21 protein-coding genes and 1 pseudogene are annotated in these 21,426 nt (G+C 46.6%); 12 read left to right on the top strand and 10 right to left on the bottom strand.

Features of this window, described 5'->3' with window-relative positions; translation table 11 throughout:
* The first annotated feature begins 270 nt into the window (after positions 1 to 270).
* Both ACWQXP_RS15890 and ACWQXP_RS15885 read left to right on the top strand, forming a co-directional pair.
* Complete coding sequence (locus tag ACWQXP_RS15890) at positions 271 to 1,626, top strand: HD-GYP domain-containing protein (RefSeq protein WP_454063852.1); 1,356 nt, start codon at positions 271 to 273, stop codon at positions 1,624 to 1,626.
* A 294-nt stretch (positions 1,627 to 1,920) separates the two neighbouring features.
* Positions 1,921 to 2,625, top strand: a complete 705-nt coding sequence (locus tag ACWQXP_RS15885; RefSeq protein ID WP_454063851.1) for a pentapeptide repeat-containing protein — start codon at positions 1,921 to 1,923, stop codon at positions 2,623 to 2,625.
* Between the two features lie 88 nt (positions 2,626 to 2,713).
* Here ACWQXP_RS15885 and ACWQXP_RS15880 read toward each other — a convergent pair whose 3' ends face one another.
* A complete protein-coding gene (locus ACWQXP_RS15880) occupies positions 2,714 to 4,267 on the bottom strand; it encodes a sigma-70 family RNA polymerase sigma factor (RefSeq protein WP_454063850.1) in 1,554 nt (517 codons plus the stop codon).
* A gap of 900 nt (positions 4,268 to 5,167) precedes the next feature.
* Here ACWQXP_RS15880 and ACWQXP_RS15875 point away from each other — a divergent pair.
* Positions 5,168 to 6,082: an MlaA family lipoprotein gene (locus ACWQXP_RS15875; protein ID WP_454063849.1), complete on the top strand. Its 915-nt coding sequence runs from the start codon at positions 5,168 to 5,170 to the stop codon at positions 6,080 to 6,082.
* Between the two features lie 26 nt (positions 6,083 to 6,108).
* Here ACWQXP_RS15875 and ACWQXP_RS15870 read toward each other — a convergent pair whose 3' ends face one another.
* Positions 6,109 to 6,660, bottom strand: coding sequence for a hypothetical protein (locus tag ACWQXP_RS15870; protein ID WP_454063848.1), 552 nt, complete (start codon positions 6,658 to 6,660; stop codon positions 6,109 to 6,111).
* A gap of 379 nt (positions 6,661 to 7,039) precedes the next feature.
* Between ACWQXP_RS15870 and ACWQXP_RS15865 the strand changes: the two genes are divergently transcribed.
* Positions 7,040 to 8,119: an AI-2E family transporter gene (locus tag ACWQXP_RS15865; RefSeq protein ID WP_454063847.1), complete on the top strand. Its 1,080-nt coding sequence runs from the start codon at positions 7,040 to 7,042 to the stop codon at positions 8,117 to 8,119.
* Between the two features lie 86 nt (positions 8,120 to 8,205).
* Here the strand turns inward: ACWQXP_RS15865 and ACWQXP_RS15860 are convergent, their stop codons facing one another.
* Entirely contained in the window at positions 8,206 to 9,501 is a 1,296-nt protein-coding gene (locus ACWQXP_RS15860; protein ID WP_454063846.1) for a hypothetical protein, read from the bottom strand.
* A gap of 296 nt (positions 9,502 to 9,797) precedes the next feature.
* Positions 9,798 to 10,049, bottom strand: coding sequence for a hypothetical protein (locus ACWQXP_RS15855; protein WP_454063845.1), 252 nt, complete (start codon positions 10,047 to 10,049; stop codon positions 9,798 to 9,800).
* Positions 10,050 to 10,443: 394 nt separating this feature from the next.
* Here ACWQXP_RS15855 and ACWQXP_RS15850 point away from each other — a divergent pair, with 394 nt between their 5' ends.
* The 4 genes from ACWQXP_RS15850 (at position 10,444) to ACWQXP_RS15835 (ending at position 14,980) form a co-directional block, all read left to right on the top strand.
* Positions 10,444 to 10,734, top strand: coding sequence for a hypothetical protein (locus ACWQXP_RS15850; RefSeq protein ID WP_454063844.1), 291 nt, complete (start codon positions 10,444 to 10,446; stop codon positions 10,732 to 10,734).
* A gap of 185 nt (positions 10,735 to 10,919) precedes the next feature.
* Positions 10,920 to 12,167, top strand: coding sequence for a DUF1015 domain-containing protein (locus ACWQXP_RS15845; RefSeq protein ID WP_454063843.1), 1,248 nt, complete (start codon positions 10,920 to 10,922; stop codon positions 12,165 to 12,167).
* 531 nt (positions 12,168 to 12,698) lie between these two features.
* Positions 12,699 to 14,291 carry a methyl-accepting chemotaxis protein gene (locus ACWQXP_RS15840; protein WP_454063842.1) on the top strand — a complete coding sequence of 531 codons (1,593 nt, stop codon included), beginning with the start codon at positions 12,699 to 12,701 and terminating at the stop codon, positions 14,289 to 14,291.
* Positions 14,292 to 14,458: 167 nt separating this feature from the next.
* Positions 14,459 to 14,980 (top strand): hypothetical protein, encoded by a 522-nt coding sequence (locus ACWQXP_RS15835; protein WP_454063841.1) that lies wholly within the window; start codon positions 14,459 to 14,461, stop codon positions 14,978 to 14,980.
* An 18-nt stretch (positions 14,981 to 14,998) separates the two neighbouring features.
* Here ACWQXP_RS15835 and ACWQXP_RS15830 read toward each other — a convergent pair whose 3' ends face one another.
* The gene (locus tag ACWQXP_RS15830; protein ID WP_454063840.1) at positions 14,999 to 15,121 is read right to left on the bottom strand and encodes a hypothetical protein; all 123 of its coding nucleotides are present in this window, start codon (positions 15,119 to 15,121) and stop codon (positions 14,999 to 15,001) included.
* A gap of 290 nt (positions 15,122 to 15,411) precedes the next feature.
* Here ACWQXP_RS15830 and mtgA point away from each other — a divergent pair, with 290 nt between their 5' ends.
* Together mtgA and ACWQXP_RS15820 are read left to right on the top strand one after the other, a co-directional pair.
* Positions 15,412 to 16,194 carry a monofunctional biosynthetic peptidoglycan transglycosylase gene (gene mtgA / locus ACWQXP_RS15825; RefSeq protein ID WP_454063839.1) on the top strand — a complete coding sequence of 261 codons (783 nt, stop codon included), beginning with the start codon at positions 15,412 to 15,414 and terminating at the stop codon, positions 16,192 to 16,194.
* Positions 16,195 to 16,244: 50 nt separating this feature from the next.
* The gene (locus ACWQXP_RS15820; protein ID WP_454063838.1) at positions 16,245 to 16,643 is read left to right on the top strand and encodes a secondary thiamine-phosphate synthase enzyme YjbQ; all 399 of its coding nucleotides are present in this window, start codon (positions 16,245 to 16,247) and stop codon (positions 16,641 to 16,643) included.
* 484 nt (positions 16,644 to 17,127) lie between these two features.
* Here the strand turns inward: ACWQXP_RS15820 and ACWQXP_RS15815 are convergent, their stop codons facing one another.
* Both ACWQXP_RS15815 and ACWQXP_RS15810 read right to left on the bottom strand, forming a co-directional pair.
* Positions 17,128 to 17,832, bottom strand: coding sequence for a Slp family lipoprotein (locus ACWQXP_RS15815; protein ID WP_454063837.1), 705 nt, complete (start codon positions 17,830 to 17,832; stop codon positions 17,128 to 17,130).
* An 11-nt stretch (positions 17,833 to 17,843) separates the two neighbouring features.
* Complete coding sequence (locus ACWQXP_RS15810) at positions 17,844 to 18,503, bottom strand: outer membrane protein (RefSeq protein ID WP_454063836.1); 660 nt, start codon at positions 18,501 to 18,503, stop codon at positions 17,844 to 17,846.
* 266 nt (positions 18,504 to 18,769) lie between these two features.
* Here ACWQXP_RS15810 and ACWQXP_RS15805 point away from each other — a divergent pair, with 266 nt between their 5' ends.
* Positions 18,770 to 19,324 (top strand): sugar O-acetyltransferase, encoded by a 555-nt coding sequence (locus ACWQXP_RS15805; protein WP_454063835.1) that lies wholly within the window; start codon positions 18,770 to 18,772, stop codon positions 19,322 to 19,324.
* 225 nt (positions 19,325 to 19,549) lie between these two features.
* Here ACWQXP_RS15805 and ACWQXP_RS15800 read toward each other — a convergent pair whose 3' ends face one another.
* From ACWQXP_RS15800 to ACWQXP_RS15790, 3 genes are all read right to left on the bottom strand, one after another.
* Entirely contained in the window at positions 19,550 to 19,738 is a 189-nt protein-coding gene (locus tag ACWQXP_RS15800) for a hypothetical protein (RefSeq protein ID WP_454063834.1), read from the bottom strand.
* Between the two features lie 79 nt (positions 19,739 to 19,817).
* Positions 19,818 to 20,180 carry an AAA family ATPase gene (locus ACWQXP_RS15795; protein ID WP_454063833.1) on the bottom strand — a complete coding sequence of 121 codons (363 nt, stop codon included), beginning with the start codon at positions 20,178 to 20,180 and terminating at the stop codon, positions 19,818 to 19,820.
* Positions 20,181 to 20,184: 4 nt separating this feature from the next.
* Positions 20,185 to 20,400, bottom strand: coding sequence for a hypothetical protein (locus tag ACWQXP_RS15790; RefSeq protein ID WP_454063832.1), 216 nt, complete (start codon positions 20,398 to 20,400; stop codon positions 20,185 to 20,187).
* A gap of 607 nt (positions 20,401 to 21,007) precedes the next feature.
* Between ACWQXP_RS15790 and ACWQXP_RS15785 the strand changes: the two are divergent.
* Positions 21,008 to 21,139, top strand: a pseudogene (locus tag ACWQXP_RS15785) (sugar O-acetyltransferase); the annotation flags it as partial.
* Positions 21,140 to 21,426 lie beyond the last annotated feature (287 nt).

The raw sequence follows: 21,426 nt of genomic DNA, 5'->3' as shown, positions 1-21,426 counted from the left end.
CACGAAAGAAGTAAGATCTCTCACCATCGCATTCTTCTTTATCAATCTCTTGTAGTTTTTCATGTCTCAACAGAGCCCATCTCACCAGAGTTCCAAACTATACCTAAAGAGAACACACACTGCCCACTTATGCTCGTTCTCGCATGTTACTAGCATTATTCATCACATTGCCCCCTGGTGGCTATAGATTCTTCTCCTGCCTCCGATACAGAAAGATAAATAGAAACCCTCCTATAAACGAGCTTTTATTCGCCTGTCACATTACCCAGTATGGCCTTTATTCCATTAACCAATTTTGATGACCTTCGTATTGGCTTGTATGTCAAATTGGAGTGCTCGTGGTGGCGACATCCTTTCACAAAAAGCACGTTTAAGATTCATTCCCGCAAAGAACTTGTCACGATTCGAGGAATTAAAAACCTCAAGGCCTATTATGATCCCGACCTATCCGATCCTCTCATTGATGATACCCTAGAGGATGACCTCTCTCTCCCAACAGATACCAATCAGGACGAAATCGATGAATTTCTTGAGGACGTCGAAATCGAAACACCAGAAGACGAAAAGGCCATCACCAAAGAAAAAGAAGAACGTCGGCGAAAATTTCATGAACACCGCCAACAATTTAAAAAAGTAGAAAATGCCTATTGGCGAATCCTGGGAGAAAGTAAAGATATCTTCAAAGGCGTGAGTGAAGGAAAAGCCAAAGGAGTCAAACAAGCCGGGGTCATGGTTTCGAATCTCGGAGCCGTCTTAGAAGACCTTAACTCATCGATGACTTTAATGGATGTGGTCAGTTCCCACGGGATGTCAAAAGGTATTTCTTATCACGCACTGAATGTGTGTATATTGTCGATGATCACCGGCCGAACCTTGGGACTGTCCAAAGACCAACTAAATGCATTGGCGCTGGCGGCTCTCTTTCATGACATTGGGCAACGATTCCTTCCTGTCAAAGTGAAATTTGAAGGTTCGGGTATTATGACACAAGTCGACCCACAAACTCTGCCGTTGCATCCGGCACAAGGCGGAGAGCTGCTTCAAACATTCCCTGAATTTCCTAAAGAAAGTATCGAAGCCGTATTTCAGCATCATGAGCGATTAGATGGATCTGGCTATCCGTTAGGGCTGAAAGATGACGACATTTCATTTCTCGCGAAAATCATTATGGTCATCGATGAATTCGATGACCTGTGCAATGCCTCAAACCCTCTTTTGAGCATGACGCCTCACGAAGCTCTTTCGCGATTATTTAAAACCAACCAAGATTCAAGCACCCGTAAATTTTCAATCGAAATTATTCTTGCGATGATTCAAAGCATTAGCCTCTTCCCTCCTGGAACCATTGTGGAACTGAATGACGGATCCTATGGCATTGTCACCAGCATCAATATGAAGGCACCAACCAAACCGTTACTATTACTCTATGTTGCAGATTCATCAAAGCATGAAGCCGTGCTGGTCGATCTTGCCGACGAACCGACACTGTTTATCACCAAAACCATCCGACCCAAGGATCTTCCCCCCAAAGTCTTGGAACACCTCAGCCCACGACGAATGGCCATCTTTGTCCATGCCAAGAAAAAGTCTGAGCTTGTCCAAGTCCACCTTAAATCCAAAGTCTAGAAAACCCTGTTTCTTCTACGTCCGAGACTAAGGTGGCGTAAGCAATCATGGTCACGAAACTTTCTATATTCCTTTCTCTATGCAGAAAGGAAAATGTCATTGTTCTCTTCACCGAACTCATCGCATAAAATTTAGACTAGACCTAAGGAGCAATACTTGGTATACCAAGAGAAGAATCCTACCTGTCAGACCAACTTCCAAGGATCAATTCTTGATACCACAGGTTTTTATCCTGATATCACTAATAAAACCGTTCCTCCCATTTGTAATATGAGTAGACGTTCTAGCCATGACATGAATGACGCCCCACGATCTCGCCCAACTCCAATCCGGACCCATTACCGTCACGAACGCCAGCAACTACTCCAGGTCCACGATCAGTGGAAAGACGTGCAGCCCTCTTCAAATCCTCTCCCTCACAACTTGAAGCATGAACTAATATCTGAAGCCTCAAACAATGCTCAAAAGTCTCCGTCTCGACAGACAACGTTCGCGCGCGCCAGTTTAGCCGGGGCAGACTTTAATCATGCGGACTTGCAAGAGGAAAATTTTCAGGGGGCAGATTTACGGGGAGCCAATTTTGAGGGCGCGAATTTACGGGGAGCCAATTTCAAGAACGCCAACTTACGAGGGGCCCATTTCCGTCGCGCATTATTAGGTTGGGCGGACCTTCAACAAGCTGATTTGATCTGGGCAGACCTTCAAGATACTGACCTTCGCGGAAGTAATCTTCAATATGCCAATCTTCGCGGAGCGAATTTAAGCCACGCCTACCTTTATGGAGCCGATCTCACAAGTGCAGATCTTTCTTGGACGGAATTAAACAAGACTGACTTCGGCAACGCCAATTTGACTCGAGCCAATCTTCGCGGAACAACAGTACAAACGACTGACCTTGAGACAGCCAATATCGATTCCGTACAAGGACTTCCTGAAGCACAATCGCTACCGTCTCCCAAGGACGAGGACGATTATCAACTTCACATTGATTCGGTGTGATCCATCCAAGTCATCGTACGACCACGTCACGTTCTTCGTATTTTGAATTCCACACGACACGTGAACGATTGAGGGACTGTGGTGAATATCACGATAGGGCCCCTTCCATGAAATTTCGGAGAAGATTGTTCCGAACTGGATCCCGTAACTTATTAAGTGCTCGTTCTTCGATTTGACGAATCCGCTCCCGGGTAACCGAAAAAGTTTGTCCAATTTCTTCTAATGTTGATTCATCTTGCTCACCAATACCAAAGCGTTTTCGAATAATATAGGCTTCTCGTGGTGTTAATGTTTCCAGCACGGTTGAGACCTGCCGTTGGAGGTCGCATCGTTCGGCTGAGGATAATGGTGACACAGCACCGACATCTTCAAGGATATCATCAAGCTGACCGCCTTCATCTTCTCCAACCGGGGTTTCTAGCGAAAATGTCCCTTTCCCAGCTTCTAGCAGAGCGGAGACTTTGTCGGAGGAAAGTTCAACATAGGCACCAATTTCATCCATTGTGGGCTGCCGGCCTAACTGACCTGTTAGATTTTCACTAATACGCCTCACTTTATTGAGCGCATCACAGACATGCACAGGAATCCGAACGGTTCGAGACTGATCAGCTAAGGCTCGCGTAATGGCTTGACGTATCCACCAAGTTGCATAGGTGCTAAATTTATAGCCTCGCTCGTGATCAAAGCGTTCCACACCTCTCATAAGTCCAATATTGCCTTCTTGAATAAGATCTAATAAATCAAGCCCTCGATTCACATAGCGCTTTGCAACACTCACAACCAAACGAAGATTGGCTTCATATAAGGCTGTCTTTGCATGTTCTAATTGAACTTTTCTCTTATCGAGCGTTTGAACTGCTTTCAAGAAATCAACACTCGACATGTACAACACTTCATCTTCGAGATATTGAATTCGTAACAACTCGTTCTCCGTCATGGCTTTCTTATTTATCCCACCGGCCAGACGAGGACGGTTACCATGAGTAGAGATATACTGTGTGGTGGAACGAGGCAGATGTATAGTTGAAACTGCTCTCAGTTCGTTTGCAACGGCTCTCACACGATCTTCAATATGCTTTTGAATGGCAGGGGCCCAGTTTATCGACAGAACTTTGTGAACAATCTGTTCTTCAAGATCTTTGAGTTGCGACTTTTCTGCTTTCGAGACTTCATTCTGTTCAAGAGATCCTTTGTTTCTCATCGTTGTATGACATGCAAAGAACGATTGCGTGAGACGAACAATATCTTCCAGACATTGAACAACTTCAGTAGAAAATTTTGTACGCTCTTGCTGTGAGAAAACTTCGTCTTCCTCATTCTCCCCCACCTGTGATTCAGGAAGCTGGACAATATCTCCGAGTGTCCGCTCTTCCTCTCGTAATTGTTCAAGAAGAACCTGAAAATAGGCCATGGCCAATGGAAGCGAAAATATGCTTATCGAGACGGCGCGTCGACGTTCTTTAATTTTTTGACCAAGCAGGACTTCTTCATCCCGCGAGAGTAAGGCAACTTTCCCAATTTCTTTTAAATATAATGGAATATGACCATCCCAATGACTTGACGCTCCGGGAGTCAGGTCGGGTCGGGCGCGACCTTGTTCTTCAGCTTCAGAATACTGCTGTAACTTTGGATCTCTTGCCATGGCTCACGTCCTTTCTCCCACATGTGGAGACAATCAGGGAGTAATATTCACTTCTCTGACCTCGCTTTGAGTGACACAGCAAAGATCAGCAAACGTAGTGCCATTCTGTGTTTAATACTTTTTCTACTAGTTTCTGTCACATCTTTGTCTGCTAGACGCTGTTGATTGATATCTCCTTCCGGTCGTCTGTCAGAGAAATTAACGGCAGTTCCTTTATTTGGCAGAAGTCTGCTCTAGGTCAACACAATTCAACACAATGAATCGTAACAACGCACTGGCTCCCTTTATCAGAAGGAAATTTTTCTGACAAAATCTATCGCAACGCTATCCTCCAATATGTCAGTTGAATCACCGGAACCTAAGCCCACAATTAAGAACGTAAGTGGATTCGCTCTATAGCCGATTCAGTTATACCGAAACGATAAAGCGCCACCTTGTACAATGTTGATACCCAATACGCGAGATAAAACGTCAATCATTGCGAGTACATCCAAGTGGGTATAACCTTCCAATGTTTGCTGTGGGTAATCACGTTGCTAGGCGACCCGTAATCATTAATTCAGGGAGATAACCACATGTCATCGTCAGTGACCTATTAAACTCACCCAGAGATACGCAACAACCGTCGCCTGGGCTTCCTTTGCTCATAAACCGAAACGTATTGGGATTCGCTATAGACCAAAAAAACCCTTCAGATGCCCTATTCAAAAGACGGCAGACAAAGAGCGAACAGCAACATGCGCATTGATTCCGTGAATATATTGGAAAGTATGGCTGGAAATGATTGGATTCATAAGGATTTTTTGATAGAGTCCCCTTCGGTTCTGTAATACTTTGGCCGATAAGAAGACTTCAGATGTTGAACCCCCATTATTCATCATGAAGAAAGCCAGCACTCTCATGAAGGTACACCTCTTGGAACGTTTGCGCGCACGAACAGTCAATAGAATGAGTTTCGTCTTATTGATTGGCATTGTGACGTGGACCAGTGGATGTGCGGGAGACACGAAACAACGAATGGCCTCCAATCCCGACACCCTGACGACCATTTCAACCAATGAACTGGCTTCGACTGTTGAACCGCTCACATCCGATACAGAGGAAGTGTTTGAAGAGTTCGGATACGACCCATTCGAAGAACCGGACTCCGAAAAGATTGAGGAGTACGATCCGTGGGAATCCTATAATGTCTTGGCATTTGAATTTAATTATCGATTCGATAAATACATCTTAAAGCCTGTGGCCAAGGGGTATAACTTCATCATGCCCAAGGAGGTTCAACGAAGCATTTTCAATGTGTTTCAAAATCTCCGGTCTGCACCCCGGGTTTTTAATAATATCTTTCAGGGCAAATTCCAAGGAGCCGGAATAGAGTTAGGAAGGTTTTTGGTGAATTCGACGTTAGGAGTCGGGGGACTGTTCGACCCAGCGGGAATTATGTTTGATATGAAAACTCCTCTAGAAGACATGGGACAAACATTAGGAACCTATGGCACACCGCCTGGCCCCTATCTTGTCGTTCCCTTTCTTGGCTCGTTTACAACGAGAGATTTCTTCGGCTATGCAGGAGATATTTTCCTTGATCCCTTCAACTGGTTGGTCCTCCCTATTATTGAGGTAGCCGATGCACCACGAGTCGTCCAACATGATACCACCATTTCTCTTGCCCAATTTGGCATGAAAGTAGAAGAAACGGTCAATTTTCGCTCCCTCAATTTAGAAAAATTCCAGGGGGTTGAGGAAGGAACACTTGATCTGTATGGGGCAGTCAGGAATGGATATCTACAACAACGGGCAAGGGATATAAGACGATAACGAGAGAATAATGGTACATTGATCGATTAAGAAGGCTCATCAACGTATTCATCAACCAACGATAAAAATCCTCTGGCATAGGGCGCTTGGATTCGTACTCTCATCGTATCAAACTCTCCTTTCACATGAAGAATAAGCTCTTCTCGCTCTGCCTTTTCAAGATCTTCTCTCGTCAGCATTATTCCAATTAGTTCTTTCATCACCGCCTTTTGATCAACTTTCCGATTGAGCACGACGGTAGGATATTCACGATGATTCTCGTCAAAGGTTTTCTCGTAAAACGCCCAACCATCATCTCCAGACCTTCTGTCACGAAGACATAGCTGGTAAAAGAGGATAGTATGGGAGGAAACGCGTGCTCGAAGAAAATACCAGTCTCCATACTCCTCACCTTTGAGCGGTGGCGCAACAATCCAAGACCTCTCCGGAGACAACGATGGGATTTGGGGTGATCCGTGAGACAACGGCATTGGAGGAACATCCGAGCTGCATCCGACGAAGAGCATACTTGAGACACACAGGAAGTGGATCACCACGGCCTGGCCACATGAAGCTCTTGCTCGTATGCTCTCAGTCATGTCTTGACCTTGCCGTTGAATCGTTGAAAGATTATAGCGAATCCGAATACGTTATAGTGTTGTGCTGAGGCCATGAACGTTCAACGCACCACTCGTCTTATCTGTTCAATCCTCACTGAGAATTCCTACGGTCATTCAATATTATGATCATAGATGGCCTCAGTGGATACGGTCGTTCCCAAGACCAAGCGTTACTGATGGACAATTAACAATGGCAACTTCGTGATCCTTTTGGTGCCAGCATTACAGGTATCCAAGTAACTAAGCGTCATGACCCACATCAAACATTGGAAGTTAATTAAATCGGCTATAAGAAACGTGAGCAACATAAAGAGTTTGCACTATCCTTGTATGAAAGAACAATCTGGAATACACAAACATGAATGATCAGTCGACTCAACCGCAAGCCTGGCACTTTTTACTGACAGCTGCAGGATTTGTGATTGTCGTCGCCGGCATGCGGGCCGCTGAGTCGATCTTAGTCCCACTGCTCGTCTCCGCACTTCTTGCCATTATTAGCGCGTCGCCGGTGTTTTGGTTACAACGCAAACGTGTTCCCGGCCCTATCGCCGTCTTTTTAGTTGTCCTAGCAGCTCTCGGGTTAGGACTAGCATTCGGCGCCCTTATTGGGACCTCGCTTCAGGATTTTTCCAAAGCCTTACCTCGGTATCAAACCCGTCTCATGCAGGAAATCGCACCCTTGATCCAATGGCTGCAATCAATGGGTGTTCAATTATCTGAAGAAACGATCCTTCGGTATATTGATCCTGGAGCCTCAATGCGATTAGTCGCCAAAATGCTTTCCGGACTCGGGACCATTCTGACAAATACGTTTCTCATATTATTAACCGTGGTTTTTATTTTACTCGAAGCTTCGAGTTTTCGGTATAAAGTTCAGGCGGCGTTTGGTGACCCTACAGGCGCGTTTCTCCAATTCAGCAAATTAACAACCGCGATTAATAGTTATTTGGGCATGAAAACAATCCTGAGTTTCGGCACCGGGGTCACGGTGACAATCTGGGTTGCCATCTTAGGAATTGATTTTCCTTTGGTCTGGGGACTATTAGCATTCCTCTTCAATTACATTCCAAACCTCGGTTCAATTATTTCAGCTGTTCCTGCTATCCTGTTAGGATATATTCAGTATGGCATTGGACGAGCTCTATTCGTCGCGTTCGGCTATGTCGTCATTAATATCATTTTTGGCAATATCATCGAACCAAAACTCATGGGAAGAAAGTTAGGGTTATCGACATTAGTCGTTTTTCTCTCCTTGGTGTTTTGGGGCTGGGTCTGGGGGCCTGTTGGGATGCTGCTTTCCGTCCCTATGACGATGATTGTGAAAATTGCGTTGGAAGGAAGTGAAACGACACGATGGATGGGAATCCTCATGGATTCCGAAGGGGCTGGGACCAAACCGTATCAGTCATTCTTTGCAAGAAGAACCACGTTGAAATGAGAGAAACCTCCGCTCAGACCTACGCGACGCCTTACATCACACCATTATCATGTCATCGCAAGAAAATACTCGCAAAACGTCGTCGCTCATTTCTTAAAGTCTGAGGAATGCGCTACATAAGGGTTTTCAGACTCTGGAACATTCACCACGGGTTTTTGTTGTGAAGCACCCATAAATTCAACAGAGGAGTCCCCTCTCAAATGTGAGGGTGTGAGATAATAATCTCCATCGACACTCGCGGTCCAGATCGTATGAGCCGTTTCTTCATCCCCGCCAGTGAGCACATATGCCAAGCCACCGAAAATTCCTCCAAGTCCTGCGTAGACCAATTTGACTGGAGTATACAGAATTGACAACGCTCCGCTCGCTAATTGTGAACCCACACTATCCGATCCGGAATGAGAGCTTTTTTCTAGAGAGGAAGAAGCTGGCTCCATTTCATTCAAGTAAGTCGAGTCGACTTCATGATGGAGATCTGAACGGTCGGAAGAAGTCTTCAGAACCGTCCGAACCTTTTCAGAATTGTGATTTTGACGATTGTTCGGAAGGTCAACCACGGCATTTTGACGAGAGGGTGCGATAGGCTTTTCTGCCTCCATACTCACCAATGCTTGATGATTGCTTGCATTTTCCGTTCGGATGGTCGACCCGGGACGCTGACCCTGTGATGGGTCTTGGTTCACAGCAGTAGGATTCACCTCATTATGATCGAGTAACGCGACAGGGTCTTTTTCGTTAATGACGTTCACGTCGTTTTGATGGGGTAAATCCTGAGAATTCATCAGAGGCAGGAGGTCCTGACTCTTGCCAGCTTCTTCTTGAGTCTTTTCTCCATCAAAGGCTAAAACTTTGTATTCGGATGGACCAGACTTCCAGGCTCCGACAAGAGCACGAGCCGTCAAGTCTTCAATGACAAAATCTGAATTCTGTGATGGGCCGGTTTGCCACGCTTTCGATTTCGTGACAATATCGCCGGTTTCGGGATTCACCCCTCGTATTTCTACCGTCAGTGAAAACGTCGGCGCAGACCGGATCTGAGACAACGTAAATTTCTGTCCCTCTTTTACATTCGACACTTCTACAAATGCCACAAGATCCGCCCCGATATTCTTTCCGGCCTCAAGGATATTCGCCCAATCTTTTGAACTCCCCGTTAGTCTGCCTCCTTTGTTATTGAGTCCTTGCTGCAACTTGGTGCGATCTAACACGATAAGTCCGCGTTGATGAAGCCACATCGAAGCATTATCGACGGCCAAGGAATGATTTCCCCACACCACAACGCGCGTACCGGCCTTCGGAACCGGCGCTTGGTACCCAACCGTTTGAGGATCTAAGTCCACAAAATCAAGACTGCCGGAACAGCCGACCATCCACATCAGCATGAGAAGCACAAGGAAGGGTCTTAGATGGAGAACTCTACAGAAACTCATTGGTTGCCTCACTTGTTGATTGAAGGAAGGGAAGTCTGCAGATGGTGATGAATAGACTCAATAATGATGCCAAATGAGGATTTTCTATCTCATACTACCACTAGTAGTTATATATAGTGCAAAGGTACCACATTTAGTCAGCTCTTTCAAATGTGAATCAATATTCTCACGTTCGACAGACAATTTACATCACTCTTGAGAACATGTCCGTATTTTCCTGGAAATGTGGGAATCTCATCTCTGAGCATTTAAAAACCCAAGGCTTGTGATATCACTAAATAGAACCATGCAGCCAGAATAATCAAGGTCACTTCCTTCTCCCCAATTTCTTTGTATAAAAGGTAATAGCCCACGATCGGAACTGAAGCCAACAATAACGCTGAAAATAAGTGCCCTACCGCGTGACCCAACACCCTTGCAATTGTGGTATTCCCTGGAATAGCGAGCAAGAGACTGCTCCCAATCATCATTACCCATAACATTCGGATGTGGAACATCATCGCTCTTACCCTTTCTCTCTAACACATAAGTCCGGATTCATGACTTGTCACGTTACTCAGCAACGTACCAAAGTCGGACGATCTATGCTCCTTCTACACTACAAAATACAAGCAATTCAACATGGGTAAAAATTTATGAGATTAATGCGCCGGCATTGGCAAAAGATTGAGGGGAATTTGCGAAGCATCATTCAATGAACATCATGCTGCCTTGTCAGTCTACGAGTGAGATTTTTCACAATTTCACTCTACTCAAGCTATAAGGTATGATAAGGCTATGAACAAGAGAGGAACGAAAGACATGGCCTCACAAGACGTGAGGAGAAAAATCCTATTCTATAAGACATACGGGCTTTTTCGCTGGCTCACAATAGTTCTTATCATAGGATTTTTCATGGTGGAAACATTCGGATGCAGTAATGAAAACTCAGAATCAATACGTCACCCCACCAACGTGACCTTGAAACTCAGTGGGAACAATTGTGAACTGTACCTTGGCGCCGTTGGAACAGCACTCGAAACCCTGCAAGGCGTTCAGGAAATGGATCTCACGTCTCAGGCAGGACAAGCCATCATCAAAACCGATGGAACGGTAAAGACCAGCCAGATTGTTGAGGCCGTTGATGGTCTTTCTGGAGACGGGTGGACATGTGAAGCCGAGCTGCTGAATGAGAGTCCTACATAACCTCGTCATTGAATTTCCTTGATTAGAAAAAACGGATCTCAATCCTTGGTTATTACAGAACCACCTCAGCTATATTTCAAAAATTGTCGTTCATACACACAAAAAACACTATTTCCTCGAACCCTCTGAAAACATAAGTTGAGTCCCTCACTCGATGGGCATGTTTTCAAAAGGAGAATACGACTATGGCCACGATTACTCCATTTCGTGCCGTGAGACCGAAGCCCGAATTCGCTGCCCAGGTTTCCGCTCCCCCCTACGATGTGATGTCCTTACAAGAGGCGCGTGCTCTTGCTGATGGAAACCCACAAAGTTTTCTGCGGGTGAGCCGGGCTGAGCTTGAACTGGCCGATGAAGTCGATCCCTACTCTCCAGTGGTCTATCAAAGAGGAGCCGAGAATCTACAAAATCTTTTAAAAAAAGGATTTCTTGTACAAGAATCAAAGCCGTTGCTAGGGGTCTACCGGCAGAAATGGGGTTCACATAAACAAACTGGTCTCGTCGCGCTCGCGTCAGTCGACGAGTACGACCGCGGAATCATAAAAAAGCATGAGCACACACGTCCAGTCAAAGAACATGACCGGGTTCAACTTATTACGACGCATGAATCCCAATCCGGCCCAGTGTTACTGTTTTTCCAAAATACTGAAAATATCACACGTTGGCTCAACAACATGACAAACGCCAAACCAGACGTCCACTTCGTAGCCGACGACAAGGTTGAGCACACGGTGTGGAGCGTGCATGATGAATCTGCCATTCAACAAATCATCGATGACTTTCGAAAAATTAACGCATTGTATATTGCCGATGGACATCATCGATCGGCTGCTGCCAGCCGAGTACGAGCCGATCGCGACGCCAACGGTTCTGCAAGAACCAGTACCCACGAACAAGGATTTTTGTCAGTCATCTTCCCACACGATCAACTTCAAATTCTTCCGTATAACCGTGTCGTTCGCGACCTGAACGGCCTGACTCCGAAACAGTTACGGGAAGCTCTTGCGTCCAACTTTGAGTTGACTGCCATTCCCGAACCCGGAAATCCCCCACCAGCGGGATTCGACCTGTACCTGGAGAAACAATGGCTTCGAGCCAAACCCAGGCAAGATCCGACAAGTAACAGCCAACAAGATCCCGTTCGAGCCTTAGCCGTTTCCGAGTTAACCGAGCGAGTGTTAGACCCGCTTTTGGGAATTAAAGATCAACGCTCTGATCCTCGTATTGATTTTGTCGGGGGAGTTCGCGGTCATCAAGAACTCGTGGCAAAAGTTGATAGTGGAAATTGGGCGGTCGCTTTTTGGTTATACCCCACCACCGTGGCTGAACTGATGGCGGTATCCGATGCCAATCGGGTAATGCCTCCCAAAAGCACCTGGTTTGAGCCAAAACTTCGTGATGGGCTGTTTATTCACATGTTGCGCGACGAATAATAGGAAGGCTCACATTCATGACATATAAATGGCAAACTCTTGCGACAAAAATCGTTATGAGTGACAGGCACGGTGAAACGTAACAAAGAAACCTAATATGGATATGACCTCTCATTTGTCTTCATTCTATTCTTGTCCTCTGAACCAATCATCAATCTAAACGATCAATTTCCACACATCCATACGCTTTCTTACCTGCATCGACGATTTGTTGACACCGCCAACTTCTCGTTCCTCTGAAACAGAAAGATTTCCTCCCATCTGCCGGTCACAAACACGATTCTCTGACTAAACGAGAGCCCGCGCATCCTACCCATGTTCTGGTTGATAAAACCTTTAAAAAGCTCAAGTTTCCTCATTTCAGTACCGAAAGGGCAAATGATGTTTTGAAACTGTTTCAACATTATAGGCTCGTTTGCGGCCAAAAACGTGCTTGAGCCCCCCCCTCTCAACCACAGACCGCGATAAGAACAATGGCCTGAGGGTTACTCCATAAATTATCTCTAGTCAAAGCCAAGGACAGGCATCACTGTGCGCAGTATTAAGTTTGATATTGGGTTACTGACCATCGGATGCGCCGTATTCCCAATCATGTGCATGGGAGTGGCGCAATATTCCAGCGACGTAGCGTCAGAAAAACGCCATTTAACGGAAAAAGCCATCGTCTCACTCCAGCCGATTCTCACACTCGCGCAAAAAAGTATTGACGGCGGAAACATGATGACCTTGCGCAATCAGGCGGCTCAGGATCTTTATACCGTCTATGATGACCTTCTCTTCCTAGATATTTCCGGCGTCAGCGCAGGATCAGAGAAATCCTTGTTTGCCGAAGCTATTCCTCCAAAGCCAATCTCACATCGCTATGCGTATAAAGGGGTTTCGACGGAATTAATCACGGCAACATTGGCGGCGATAACACCCGATCTGTGGGAAAACGATACGTTTCTTAACGAGGAACTGTCTTTTCTCTTTATTCGGCAGACCTTGCCCATCAAAAATGGAGGCATGGTAATCGCCTGTTTTTCTGCACGATCCCTTAAAGGACTGGGATGGCGGGTATTTGGAGAGACCTTGCCGGTTTCATTAGCCGTACTTTTCAGTGCGGGAATTATTGCCTTTTTCGTCAGTAAAAAAATCACCAAGACGCTACTTCAAGTTTCGAATGGAATGATTGGCGTAGCCAAAAGCCTTAACCTACAGACAGTCATTGCCTGCGAGACCCGCAATGAGATCGGAGATTTGGCGCAACAATTTAACGGCTTTGTGGCAAAACTTCAGCAAACGATCGGAGCCGCTCGTCAACACGCTGAACTTTCGAGCAACTCGGCACACATCATGGACACTAAGGCTGCTGAACTGCTGACATTAGTACAAGCACAGCATGCCAACATGAAAGAAGCAGCTCAATCGGTGGAAGCGAATGCCTTGGCAGTTCAAAACATTGTCACGCACAGTGAAGGGGCTGCGACCCATGCCCAGTATGTCTTACAGAAAGTACAAGACGGGCATGTCGTGGTGAGCGAAACCGTTTCCGAAATTAACCTTATTACTGATGAAGTAAGCAAAATCAGCCAGTCAATGGATCGGCTTGGGGAAAGCTCCCACCAAATCGGAGATGTGAACACGGTCATTGAAGACATTGCGGAGCAAACAAATCTTTTGGCACTCAATGCATCGATCGAAGCGGCGCGTGCAGGAGATGCTGGACGAGGGTTCGCAGTCGTGGCAGAAGAGGTCAGAAAACTCTCAGAGAAAACCAGTTCATCGACTCGAGAGGTGTCGAGAGTGATCTCGACGATTCAATCAGATATTGCACAATCCATTGCGTTAATTCGAAACACCAAGAAGAGTGTAGATAACAATGCGGCCAGAGCCGAGCGTGCAGGCGATGCGCTGGAAGAGATTAACAAACTGACCTGTTCTATTGTCGATATGACCACGCAAATTGCCGATGCCACGAAGCAACAATCGGACATGATCGAACGAATTCGCAAGCATGCCCACAGCGTTGTAGAGTCAACGACAGAGGTGAATCAGGGCATGAAAATCATTTCGAGCTCTTCCGAGCAGCTCAATGAACAAGCCGATCAACTCAAAGACGGGCTGCAACAATTCAAGGTGTAGTCCGTTCTTCACGTGAATCTGAAGAAATGATTACCACCATCAATATCAAGAACCCGAAGATCAAAAGCCAACGGACTCAATGTGGGTCAGACGATACCCATGCCACAAGATGTATACAGAATAGACATCATGAAATGGACATAAACAGAGCCATAAGAGGAGGAGTTATGCGATTAACACAGAGAATCATTGCAATGTTCGTCGTAATGGGAATGTCACTAGTCCCACAACTCGTTTTTGCTGGAGCGGACACTCACTTTCCGGCAGATTGGAAGAAATGGAAACCTTTAAACACCGTCATGAGTCAAGTCGGTGGGTTGCCAGGATGTGATGCTGATGTCAGCTCTCTTCCTGCGATTTATCAAGAAACCGTTGCGACGTATTGTGCATTGAGACCAGAAGGGCCGGGAAAAGCTCAAGTGTTGGTCAAGCCTGCCAGCGTGGATGCCTATACGGCACGAAAAGGCAAATATGCGAATGGCGAGAACTTCATCCTCCATCTTAAGGATTTAAAAGTCATTTTTGTGACCGGACACAAGGGCGGAACGCCGATCTACGGAGCTTACACCGAAGATGGCCAAGATATCACCGCAGCATCAGGCCCACTCGCAACCAAGACATGTATGACCTGTCATTCGGGATTCACCGCGTTCTGCAGCAATGGACAATGTGGACGAGTTATAAAATGACCAATGAACGGAACTACGTTATTCTAGACTCTGCAGTTTAGGCTTTTTGACCCAAATCTGACGCGTCTTATCAGACCGATACACCCATCGCCGCACACCCTTGGTATGCCCAACACCAAGACGTTCGGCGGAACGTCTCATGGAAAAAGTCCTCCTTCATATCGACTGTACCATTCCACTCGCTAATGCCCCAGTTAAATGGTTTTCAATCACAAGACTATTCTAACTTTCACCAACAATGGGATGACGTAATCATTCACTGCACGTGAAGAGATTCGGTAAGTCATGCGTGACACGGCCTTTCTCAGTAAGCAAGTTATACTCAACCTCCGATCATACGGCACCTGCGTACCTCTTGTGTTCGTTGATCTGTCAGGGCATCATCATAGCCCATCCGTCGGGAGAGATGAGGGCCAGTCAAAATCATTAAGATGAAGCGATCAAATCGGAGAAACACAAAAATCCGTGCGAATAAATCGCTTTGGAATACCGGTTCGCGACGTAAGTCACGTGCTCATCGGTTCCGCTGGATTCGTCGCTTCCCATTCAAAGTGGCATTGTGTATCCTTGGACTGTATCTCATATTTGAGATACTGACCATTCCTTTTCTCTCGATCGTCCAATTACCCACAGAGAACCCGACTGAAACTGCTCTTATGCGACAGCGGATCGATGAAGCTCGGGATAAAGGCACCACACTAAACATCGATCACCGATGGACGGCGCTCTCAAGCATCCCGCGCCATGTCCGCATGGCCATACTAGTATCCGAGGATGGAACCTTTTATTCTCATGCCGGTGTTGATTGGCATGAGGTCCAGGCATCCATTGAAACCAATTGGGAACAAGGACGAATTGTTCGTGGTGGATCGACGATTACCCAGCAATTGGCTAAGAATTTATATCTCTCGACTTCTCGGGACCCAATTCGCAAAGGCAAAGAACTCCTCATCACCTGGATGCTGGAATCTATCCTCAGCAAAAAACGTATTTTTGAGCTCTACCTCAATATTATTGAATGGGGACCCGGTATATTCGGCATCGAAACCGCGGCCCAACGCTATTTTTATAAACCCGCGTCCCGTCTCTCAAGAGAGGAAGGCGCCCGCTTAGCCGCGGTGATCCCAAGCCCGCTTCGACATCAACCAACTGAGGCTACGTCGTATGTGGAAAAGAAAGCAAATTTAATCCTTCGACGGATGTCTACTCGTTGAGCTGAGAGTTATCGAATTGTTTAAGGGAGATTATAACCAAAGAAGGAATCATGGAAACATTTCAAGTGAAAACAAAAAAACTCAAAGATATTGTGGATCTCACTCCCAAACTGAATAACATGATTGAAGAGAAGGATTTTCAGAATGGTTTGTGCCACGTCTTTTTGACTCATACCACAGCTGCTCTCACGACCGGAGAAATAGGAGAAGGCACGGAAGAAGATTTACTCGAAGTGGCAGAAAAAATTATTCCTCAGATCCAATTTCGTCATGCTCATGATCCTTCACATGCATGGTCTCATATGGCAGGCTCGTTGGTCGGCGCATCTTTGACCTTGCCAGTGATGAACGGTGAATTGCGTTTAGGGACCTGGCAGTCCGTCTTGTTAGTAGAACTAGACGGCCCCCGGGAACGTCAGATTGTGGTGGGGTTAGCACCAGTGATCTAAAATATGGCTTGCTTACAGGATCACTCGGTGCTGCCGGGGTTCGTCCCGGCAAGCGAGGTCCTTCTGTTTCGGCACTCGTGCCGGAACAACTTGCACTTAAGGGAAATCAATTGTCCTAACATATCGTAGGTCTTGAGGCCTTAGCTAAAACGTTTAAAAAGGGACGCGACCCTTTATAGAAACCAAATCCGAGTCACTATCTCAAACTGAAAACCACAAAAATTTTATTGCAGGGCTGAACACCATTCTGCCAGAAACCATTTTGGGATATTCTTATTTCGGGAACAGGAATTAATGCTTTATTTTACCAGAAAGTACGCACGACCTCACCGATCCTGGTGCAGCTGTGCCGTTTGTACCCCCAGTGATTGATCACCATAACTATGGCAATTGGTTACTTTAGTCTTACATCCAAAACGCAGGTCAATCGCAAAACAGAGAGACCCCTGGGATCGACACCTGCATGGAACCAATAGCCGATGCTTCACTTATTTTTTTTAAATTGCGGAGGGATGTTTTGAGGAGCAGGCTGAGATGGTGCAGGAGACCGACGGGGAACTCTTCGGTAAAAACCTCCACGCGGGTAATAGGAATAATAGCCACCGTACCCATAGGGTGATCCCCAATAATACGGTCCCCCCCAATATGGGGCATAATAAAAACCCGGACCGTAGTAAGATCCATACTGAAAATTGGAAGCCACGCTATCATCCAACAGGACAAGATGTTTAATTTCGAGGAGAGGATAGGTATAGTCAATTTCGTCAAGCGGTTTGGTGACGTCCCCCATCACTTCTCCGATCACAAGGATCCGTGAACCCCGCTCAACCGTTGCCGGATCAAGAAAGGATTTCTGTACGGCCAGAAATCGCCCCTCAGAGTTTGTGCGATCTTCCTCATACGCAGAAAGGGCAGCGAAGGGAAGCTGTAATACCTCGATTTCTGTTCCATTTTTTGTTCGCTTAGCACGGAGAACAATTCCGCCAATTCGCATAACCTTGCCTTTGAAACTCGTGGGCGCAGCTTTTAACTCTCCAAATGTTAGAGATTGATCAATTTCCTCTTCCAACTGAGAGGGAACTCCTGCCCGGATCGGATCGCGCTGAATTTGATGTACTGACTCTGCACAGCCTGAATACCCTATCAGAACTGTCAATAGAATCGTGCACCACAAACACGAACCTCTCATGTTACCCTCCCTTAAAAATGATAGGATAATCCCATGAGAACATGCTGGGCTCGATAATCGGCCTCAAATCCCTGATTGGCGGCAAAGGTATCCTCGAATCGCACAGTCGCTGCGGTATACTTATATTCTGTGAACAGGGCAACGGTAGGGGTCAAAAATACGCGTAACCCAGCGAGCGCATTCCACCCCCCTGCCACGTCCGATTCGCTTTGCGTGGTTGCCGAATCATCAATGTGGGCAAAGACTAATCCCCCACCAAATCCAATGTACGGTTGGAAGGTGAGGCCAGGGTACCGCAAGATCGTATTGACCATGGCTGAGGTCGCTCGAAAATGGATACCGGGTATATTGCCGAGATTTTTGATATGGGGACTGGTATGGAAGACCTCTCCTTCCAATCCAAAGTAGCTATTATTGAAGTAATGCCCTACCTTGGCCCCATAGGTGAGGGAATTTTTCAAATCAAAGTCCTGAGCCTGCAGTCCAAACAAGTTGCCTGTTCCCTTAACATCATCTAGACGATCGGCAAAATTTACTCCAATGTGACCAGCGACATAACTTTCTGAAAAGCCCACATTAGGAAATAGCACCAAAACGATCAAAAAATTGATACCGACAAACCATTTCAATATAGAGGCGATGGGCTTCTGAGTCTCATTGTTCTTCATCATTCAATATCATACCAACCGACTCACTCAGGATGGAATAGGGATGACAAAAGGCCTTTTGGCCTGGACCACAAACTACGCAAGATCTCGTGAACGGATCACTTTCCGGACTTTGATATCCGACAGGCGGGAGTTGGGGGTCATCACCGAGGCGGGGGGGAAATTCTCAAAATCTCCGTTCCAATCTCAAGTCACACAGGTTGATATAATTCGTTAATTAAACAATACGTTATTTAAGGTATTTCATTGAGGGAAGGTCGGGCTATTCGATGTCTACTGAAAAGCAGAAAATGCTCAAAGGAGAGTTATATAACGGTACTGATCTGGAACTCGTTGGAGATCGTCAACGGGCACGACTACTCTGCCAACAGCTGAACGCTCTGTCGGCAACCGCACCGGAAGCGGATCGCCAAGTGTTGCTTACGGCTCTTTTTCACAATGATACGGACGCGATCGTTACTCCTCCATTCTTTTGTGACTACGGGTACAACATTCGCCTCGGGACACATGCCTACTTCAATTTTAACTGCGTTCTCCTGGATGTCATGCCGATCGCGATCGGAAACCATGTATTGTTTGGCCCTGGAGTTCACATCTACACCGCCGTACATCCTATGAGCGCTCACGAAAGGCGTTCTAATCTGGAATTCGCTAAGCCTGTGACCATCGGCAATGATGTGTGGGTAGGGGGCGGAGCGATAATTTGTCCTGGGGTCGTCATTGGGGATGGTACGGTTATTGGCGCCGGCAGCGTGGTCACCCGCGATGTGCAAGCTGGTGTTGTGGCAGCGGGTAATCCCTGTCGCCTGATTCGGCAACTCTAATTTGTCGCCTGCTCATTGCTGGTCGATTCATCTCAAGTGAATTTGAGGAATAGTCAATTGAATAGGTATGTAAACGGCGGTTTGGCCGAGACCAGAAAGGACAAATGACCTCGCGAACGAACCAATTTCCGATTTCTCTGTCCGATGACAACCAATTCACCAGATCTTTTCCAATCAGGCAGGAAAATTGAGGCCGGCCAAAAATCGCGTGACTTGATCACAAAATCAAAATCTACGCCGTTTTCGCCTGAGTTTATTGGCTTGAAAGCGTTCGATGTCTTCCGTATACATTCTCTGAGCCCAAGACGGCTGGTGACGACTCAGTTTGACGATCTGACCTTGTTCAATGGTCATCAGATGCTGATGTGGGACATTCAGCGCTGAATTATCATAGACATAGCCCCTATCTGCCATACGCACTGCTTCATGAATCAGCGGTTCGTTCCGATCAAAACGTGCTCTGATTTTTTCTTCTGGTACGGGATGTCCCCCCCTATTTCACCCGTTCGGCTACTCGCGCAACGGATAAATCGGCAGTTTCAATCCCCACATGAAACACGCGGGTTTCAAAGCCTTGCTGTTTGGCGTGCCTGATCAAATCGAGCTTGGATGAATGGGAAAACACAGTTTCCGTGATGAAACTCTGTCGTGCAGCTAAATGTTGATCCCGTCGGTATTCTGCAATCGCAGCAGCTTGGTAGGCGGCTTCAACGCTCTGGCCTGTCAATTCGTTGCGCTGAATATCATCGGCGTTTATAAACGGGGCTGCAGTCAGAGGGGCAAGATGGGTTTTGTAGAAGGTGGTCTTTCCTGCTCCATTCGGCCCTGCGATCACAAACAGTATCGGTCGGGACATGAGTTTATGGCTGATTATCTTCGCACACGATTTCTCCAGCGGCGTTCAATCCCACTCCCTGCTTGTGGTCCTTGCGCTTTGCAAAAAATCGTTCGGCCTCCTCCGTCCCGTTTTCCAGTGCGGCTTTCAGGGACTTTTCCCACTTGGCTTTTTCAAGGGGCGTCATATCCTCCGGAGCGACAAATCGTAAATCGCGCACTGTCTCTATCGTATTACTCATAGGTTCAGGATACCAGATACCCCTAGAAACTGCACGGGGTTTCCTCATTTTTTGAAAAAGAGCACGACTTGCTTCATTTTTGTCCGAGGTTTCGTTTTCTAGGCCGATTATAAACGTTCTATGATGCCTCGTACCCCCTTGAAATTAGCCCCTTCCCCTGATGTTAAGATTTATGAGATCCTATCCTGTCAGCATCGTGCCTTTGCATCACTAGGCCATAGGACGGAGAATACCGTACGGTAAGGACCAGCACTATGGTCCACGTTTGAACCTTTCAAAGTCAGCAGCTTCTCTCCGTATCAACCTCTAAAAAGTCCGATTCCGTGAACCCATTTCCGAGACCAGCGATCCCTTCCATTTCATTGGCGTAATCATATACCTGTGATTCAGGTCATCATCATACTGGTAGTGAAAAGTCAGCTCGTACTCCCAGCCTTTTGGATCCAGCTTTTTCGCACCATAACGGGCAAGACACATGTCTTCGATGTACTCTCTTGAGCAATTTTTCCCTCCGACAAATTTACTGTTGTTTTTGGACCCGCAGCTAAAGCCGAATTTTCGTCGTTTTTATGGTCGATGGTTCATTCTTACGCTGGACACGATGAGCGGGGAAATTATTTGCCCTGGGGTCGTCATTGGGGATGGTACAGTTATTGGCGCCGGCAGCGTGGTCACCCGCGATGTGCCAGCTGGCGTGGTCGCCCCAGGCAATCCCTGTCGTGTGATCCGGAATCTCTAATCTGTCGTCTACTCATTGCTGGTCGTTTCTTTTCTGGTGAACTTGATCCATCTATAGTTTTTAATTTTTTCTCAGTACCTATGATCTGACGCCTGCAGGCCAGTCCGTTGAGTGAACGCCACTCATACTGGGCGGGCTTGTTTGAGCGTAGCGAGTTAGCCCGGCCCACCAACCGGGGTTCAGCTCATCCTATGAGTCTGGCCTGGGCGTCAATGGTTTTGGGTCCTTTTGCCGAAACAAAAGGGGCTCGGCCGCCGGGACGAATCCCGGCAGAGAGCAAAAACTAG

The sequence above is a fragment of the Candidatus Nitrospira salsa genome (genome assembly GCF_965152625.1).
Note: the sequence above shows the minus strand (reverse complement) of the source record. Positions and strands in the feature narration are given on the sequence as shown.

Bases quoted from the DNA above. Each gene is read 5' to 3' on its own strand.
- ACWQXP_RS15875 (WP_454063849.1), top strand. From the start codon at position 5,168: ATGAAGGTACACCTCTTGGAACGTTTGCGCGCACGAACAGTCAATAGA.
- ACWQXP_RS15830 (WP_454063840.1), bottom strand. From the start codon at position 15,121: ATGAGACGTTCCGCCGAACGTCTTGGTGTTGGGCATACCAAGGGTGTG.
- ACWQXP_RS15820 (WP_454063838.1), top strand. From the start codon at position 16,245: ATGGAAACATTTCAAGTGAAAACAAAAAAACTCAAAGATATTGTGGAT.
- ACWQXP_RS15845 (WP_454063843.1), top strand. From the start codon at position 10,920: ATGGCCACGATTACTCCATTTCGTGCCGTGAGACCGAAGCCCGAATTC.
- ACWQXP_RS15795 (WP_454063833.1), bottom strand. From the start codon at position 20,180: ATGTCCCGACCGATACTGTTTGTGATCGCAGGGCCGAATGGAGCAGGA.
- ACWQXP_RS15810 (WP_454063836.1), bottom strand. From the start codon at position 18,503: ATGATGAAGAACAATGAGACTCAGAAGCCCATCGCCTCTATATTGAAA.
- ACWQXP_RS15850 (WP_454063844.1), top strand. From the start codon at position 10,444: ATGGTGGAAACATTCGGATGCAGTAATGAAAACTCAGAATCAATACGT.
- ACWQXP_RS15790 (WP_454063832.1), bottom strand. From the start codon at position 20,400: ATGAGTAATACGATAGAGACAGTGCGCGATTTACGATTTGTCGCTCCG.
- ACWQXP_RS15805 (WP_454063835.1), top strand. From the start codon at position 18,770: ATGTCTACTGAAAAGCAGAAAATGCTCAAAGGAGAGTTATATAACGGT.
- ACWQXP_RS15885 (WP_454063851.1), top strand. From the start codon at position 1,921: ATGAATGACGCCCCACGATCTCGCCCAACTCCAATCCGGACCCATTAC.
- ACWQXP_RS15800 (WP_454063834.1), bottom strand. From the start codon at position 19,738: ATGGCAGATAGGGGCTATGTCTATGATAATTCAGCGCTGAATGTCCCA.
- ACWQXP_RS15835 (WP_454063841.1), top strand. From the start codon at position 14,459: ATGCGATTAACACAGAGAATCATTGCAATGTTCGTCGTAATGGGAATG.
- ACWQXP_RS15870 (WP_454063848.1), bottom strand. From the start codon at position 6,660: ATGACTGAGAGCATACGAGCAAGAGCTTCATGTGGCCAGGCCGTGGTG.
- ACWQXP_RS15815 (WP_454063837.1), bottom strand. From the start codon at position 17,832: ATGAGAGGTTCGTGTTTGTGGTGCACGATTCTATTGACAGTTCTGATA.
- ACWQXP_RS15880 (WP_454063850.1), bottom strand. From the start codon at position 4,267: ATGGCAAGAGATCCAAAGTTACAGCAGTATTCTGAAGCTGAAGAACAA.
- ACWQXP_RS15860 (WP_454063846.1), bottom strand. From the start codon at position 9,501: ATGCTGATGTGGATGGTCGGCTGTTCCGGCAGTCTTGATTTTGTGGAC.
- ACWQXP_RS15865 (WP_454063847.1), top strand. From the start codon at position 7,040: ATGAATGATCAGTCGACTCAACCGCAAGCCTGGCACTTTTTACTGACA.
- mtgA (WP_454063839.1), top strand. From the start codon at position 15,412: ATGAAGCGATCAAATCGGAGAAACACAAAAATCCGTGCGAATAAATCG.
- ACWQXP_RS15855 (WP_454063845.1), bottom strand. From the start codon at position 10,049: ATGATGTTCCACATCCGAATGTTATGGGTAATGATGATTGGGAGCAGT.
- ACWQXP_RS15890 (WP_454063852.1), top strand. From the start codon at position 271: ATGGCCTTTATTCCATTAACCAATTTTGATGACCTTCGTATTGGCTTG.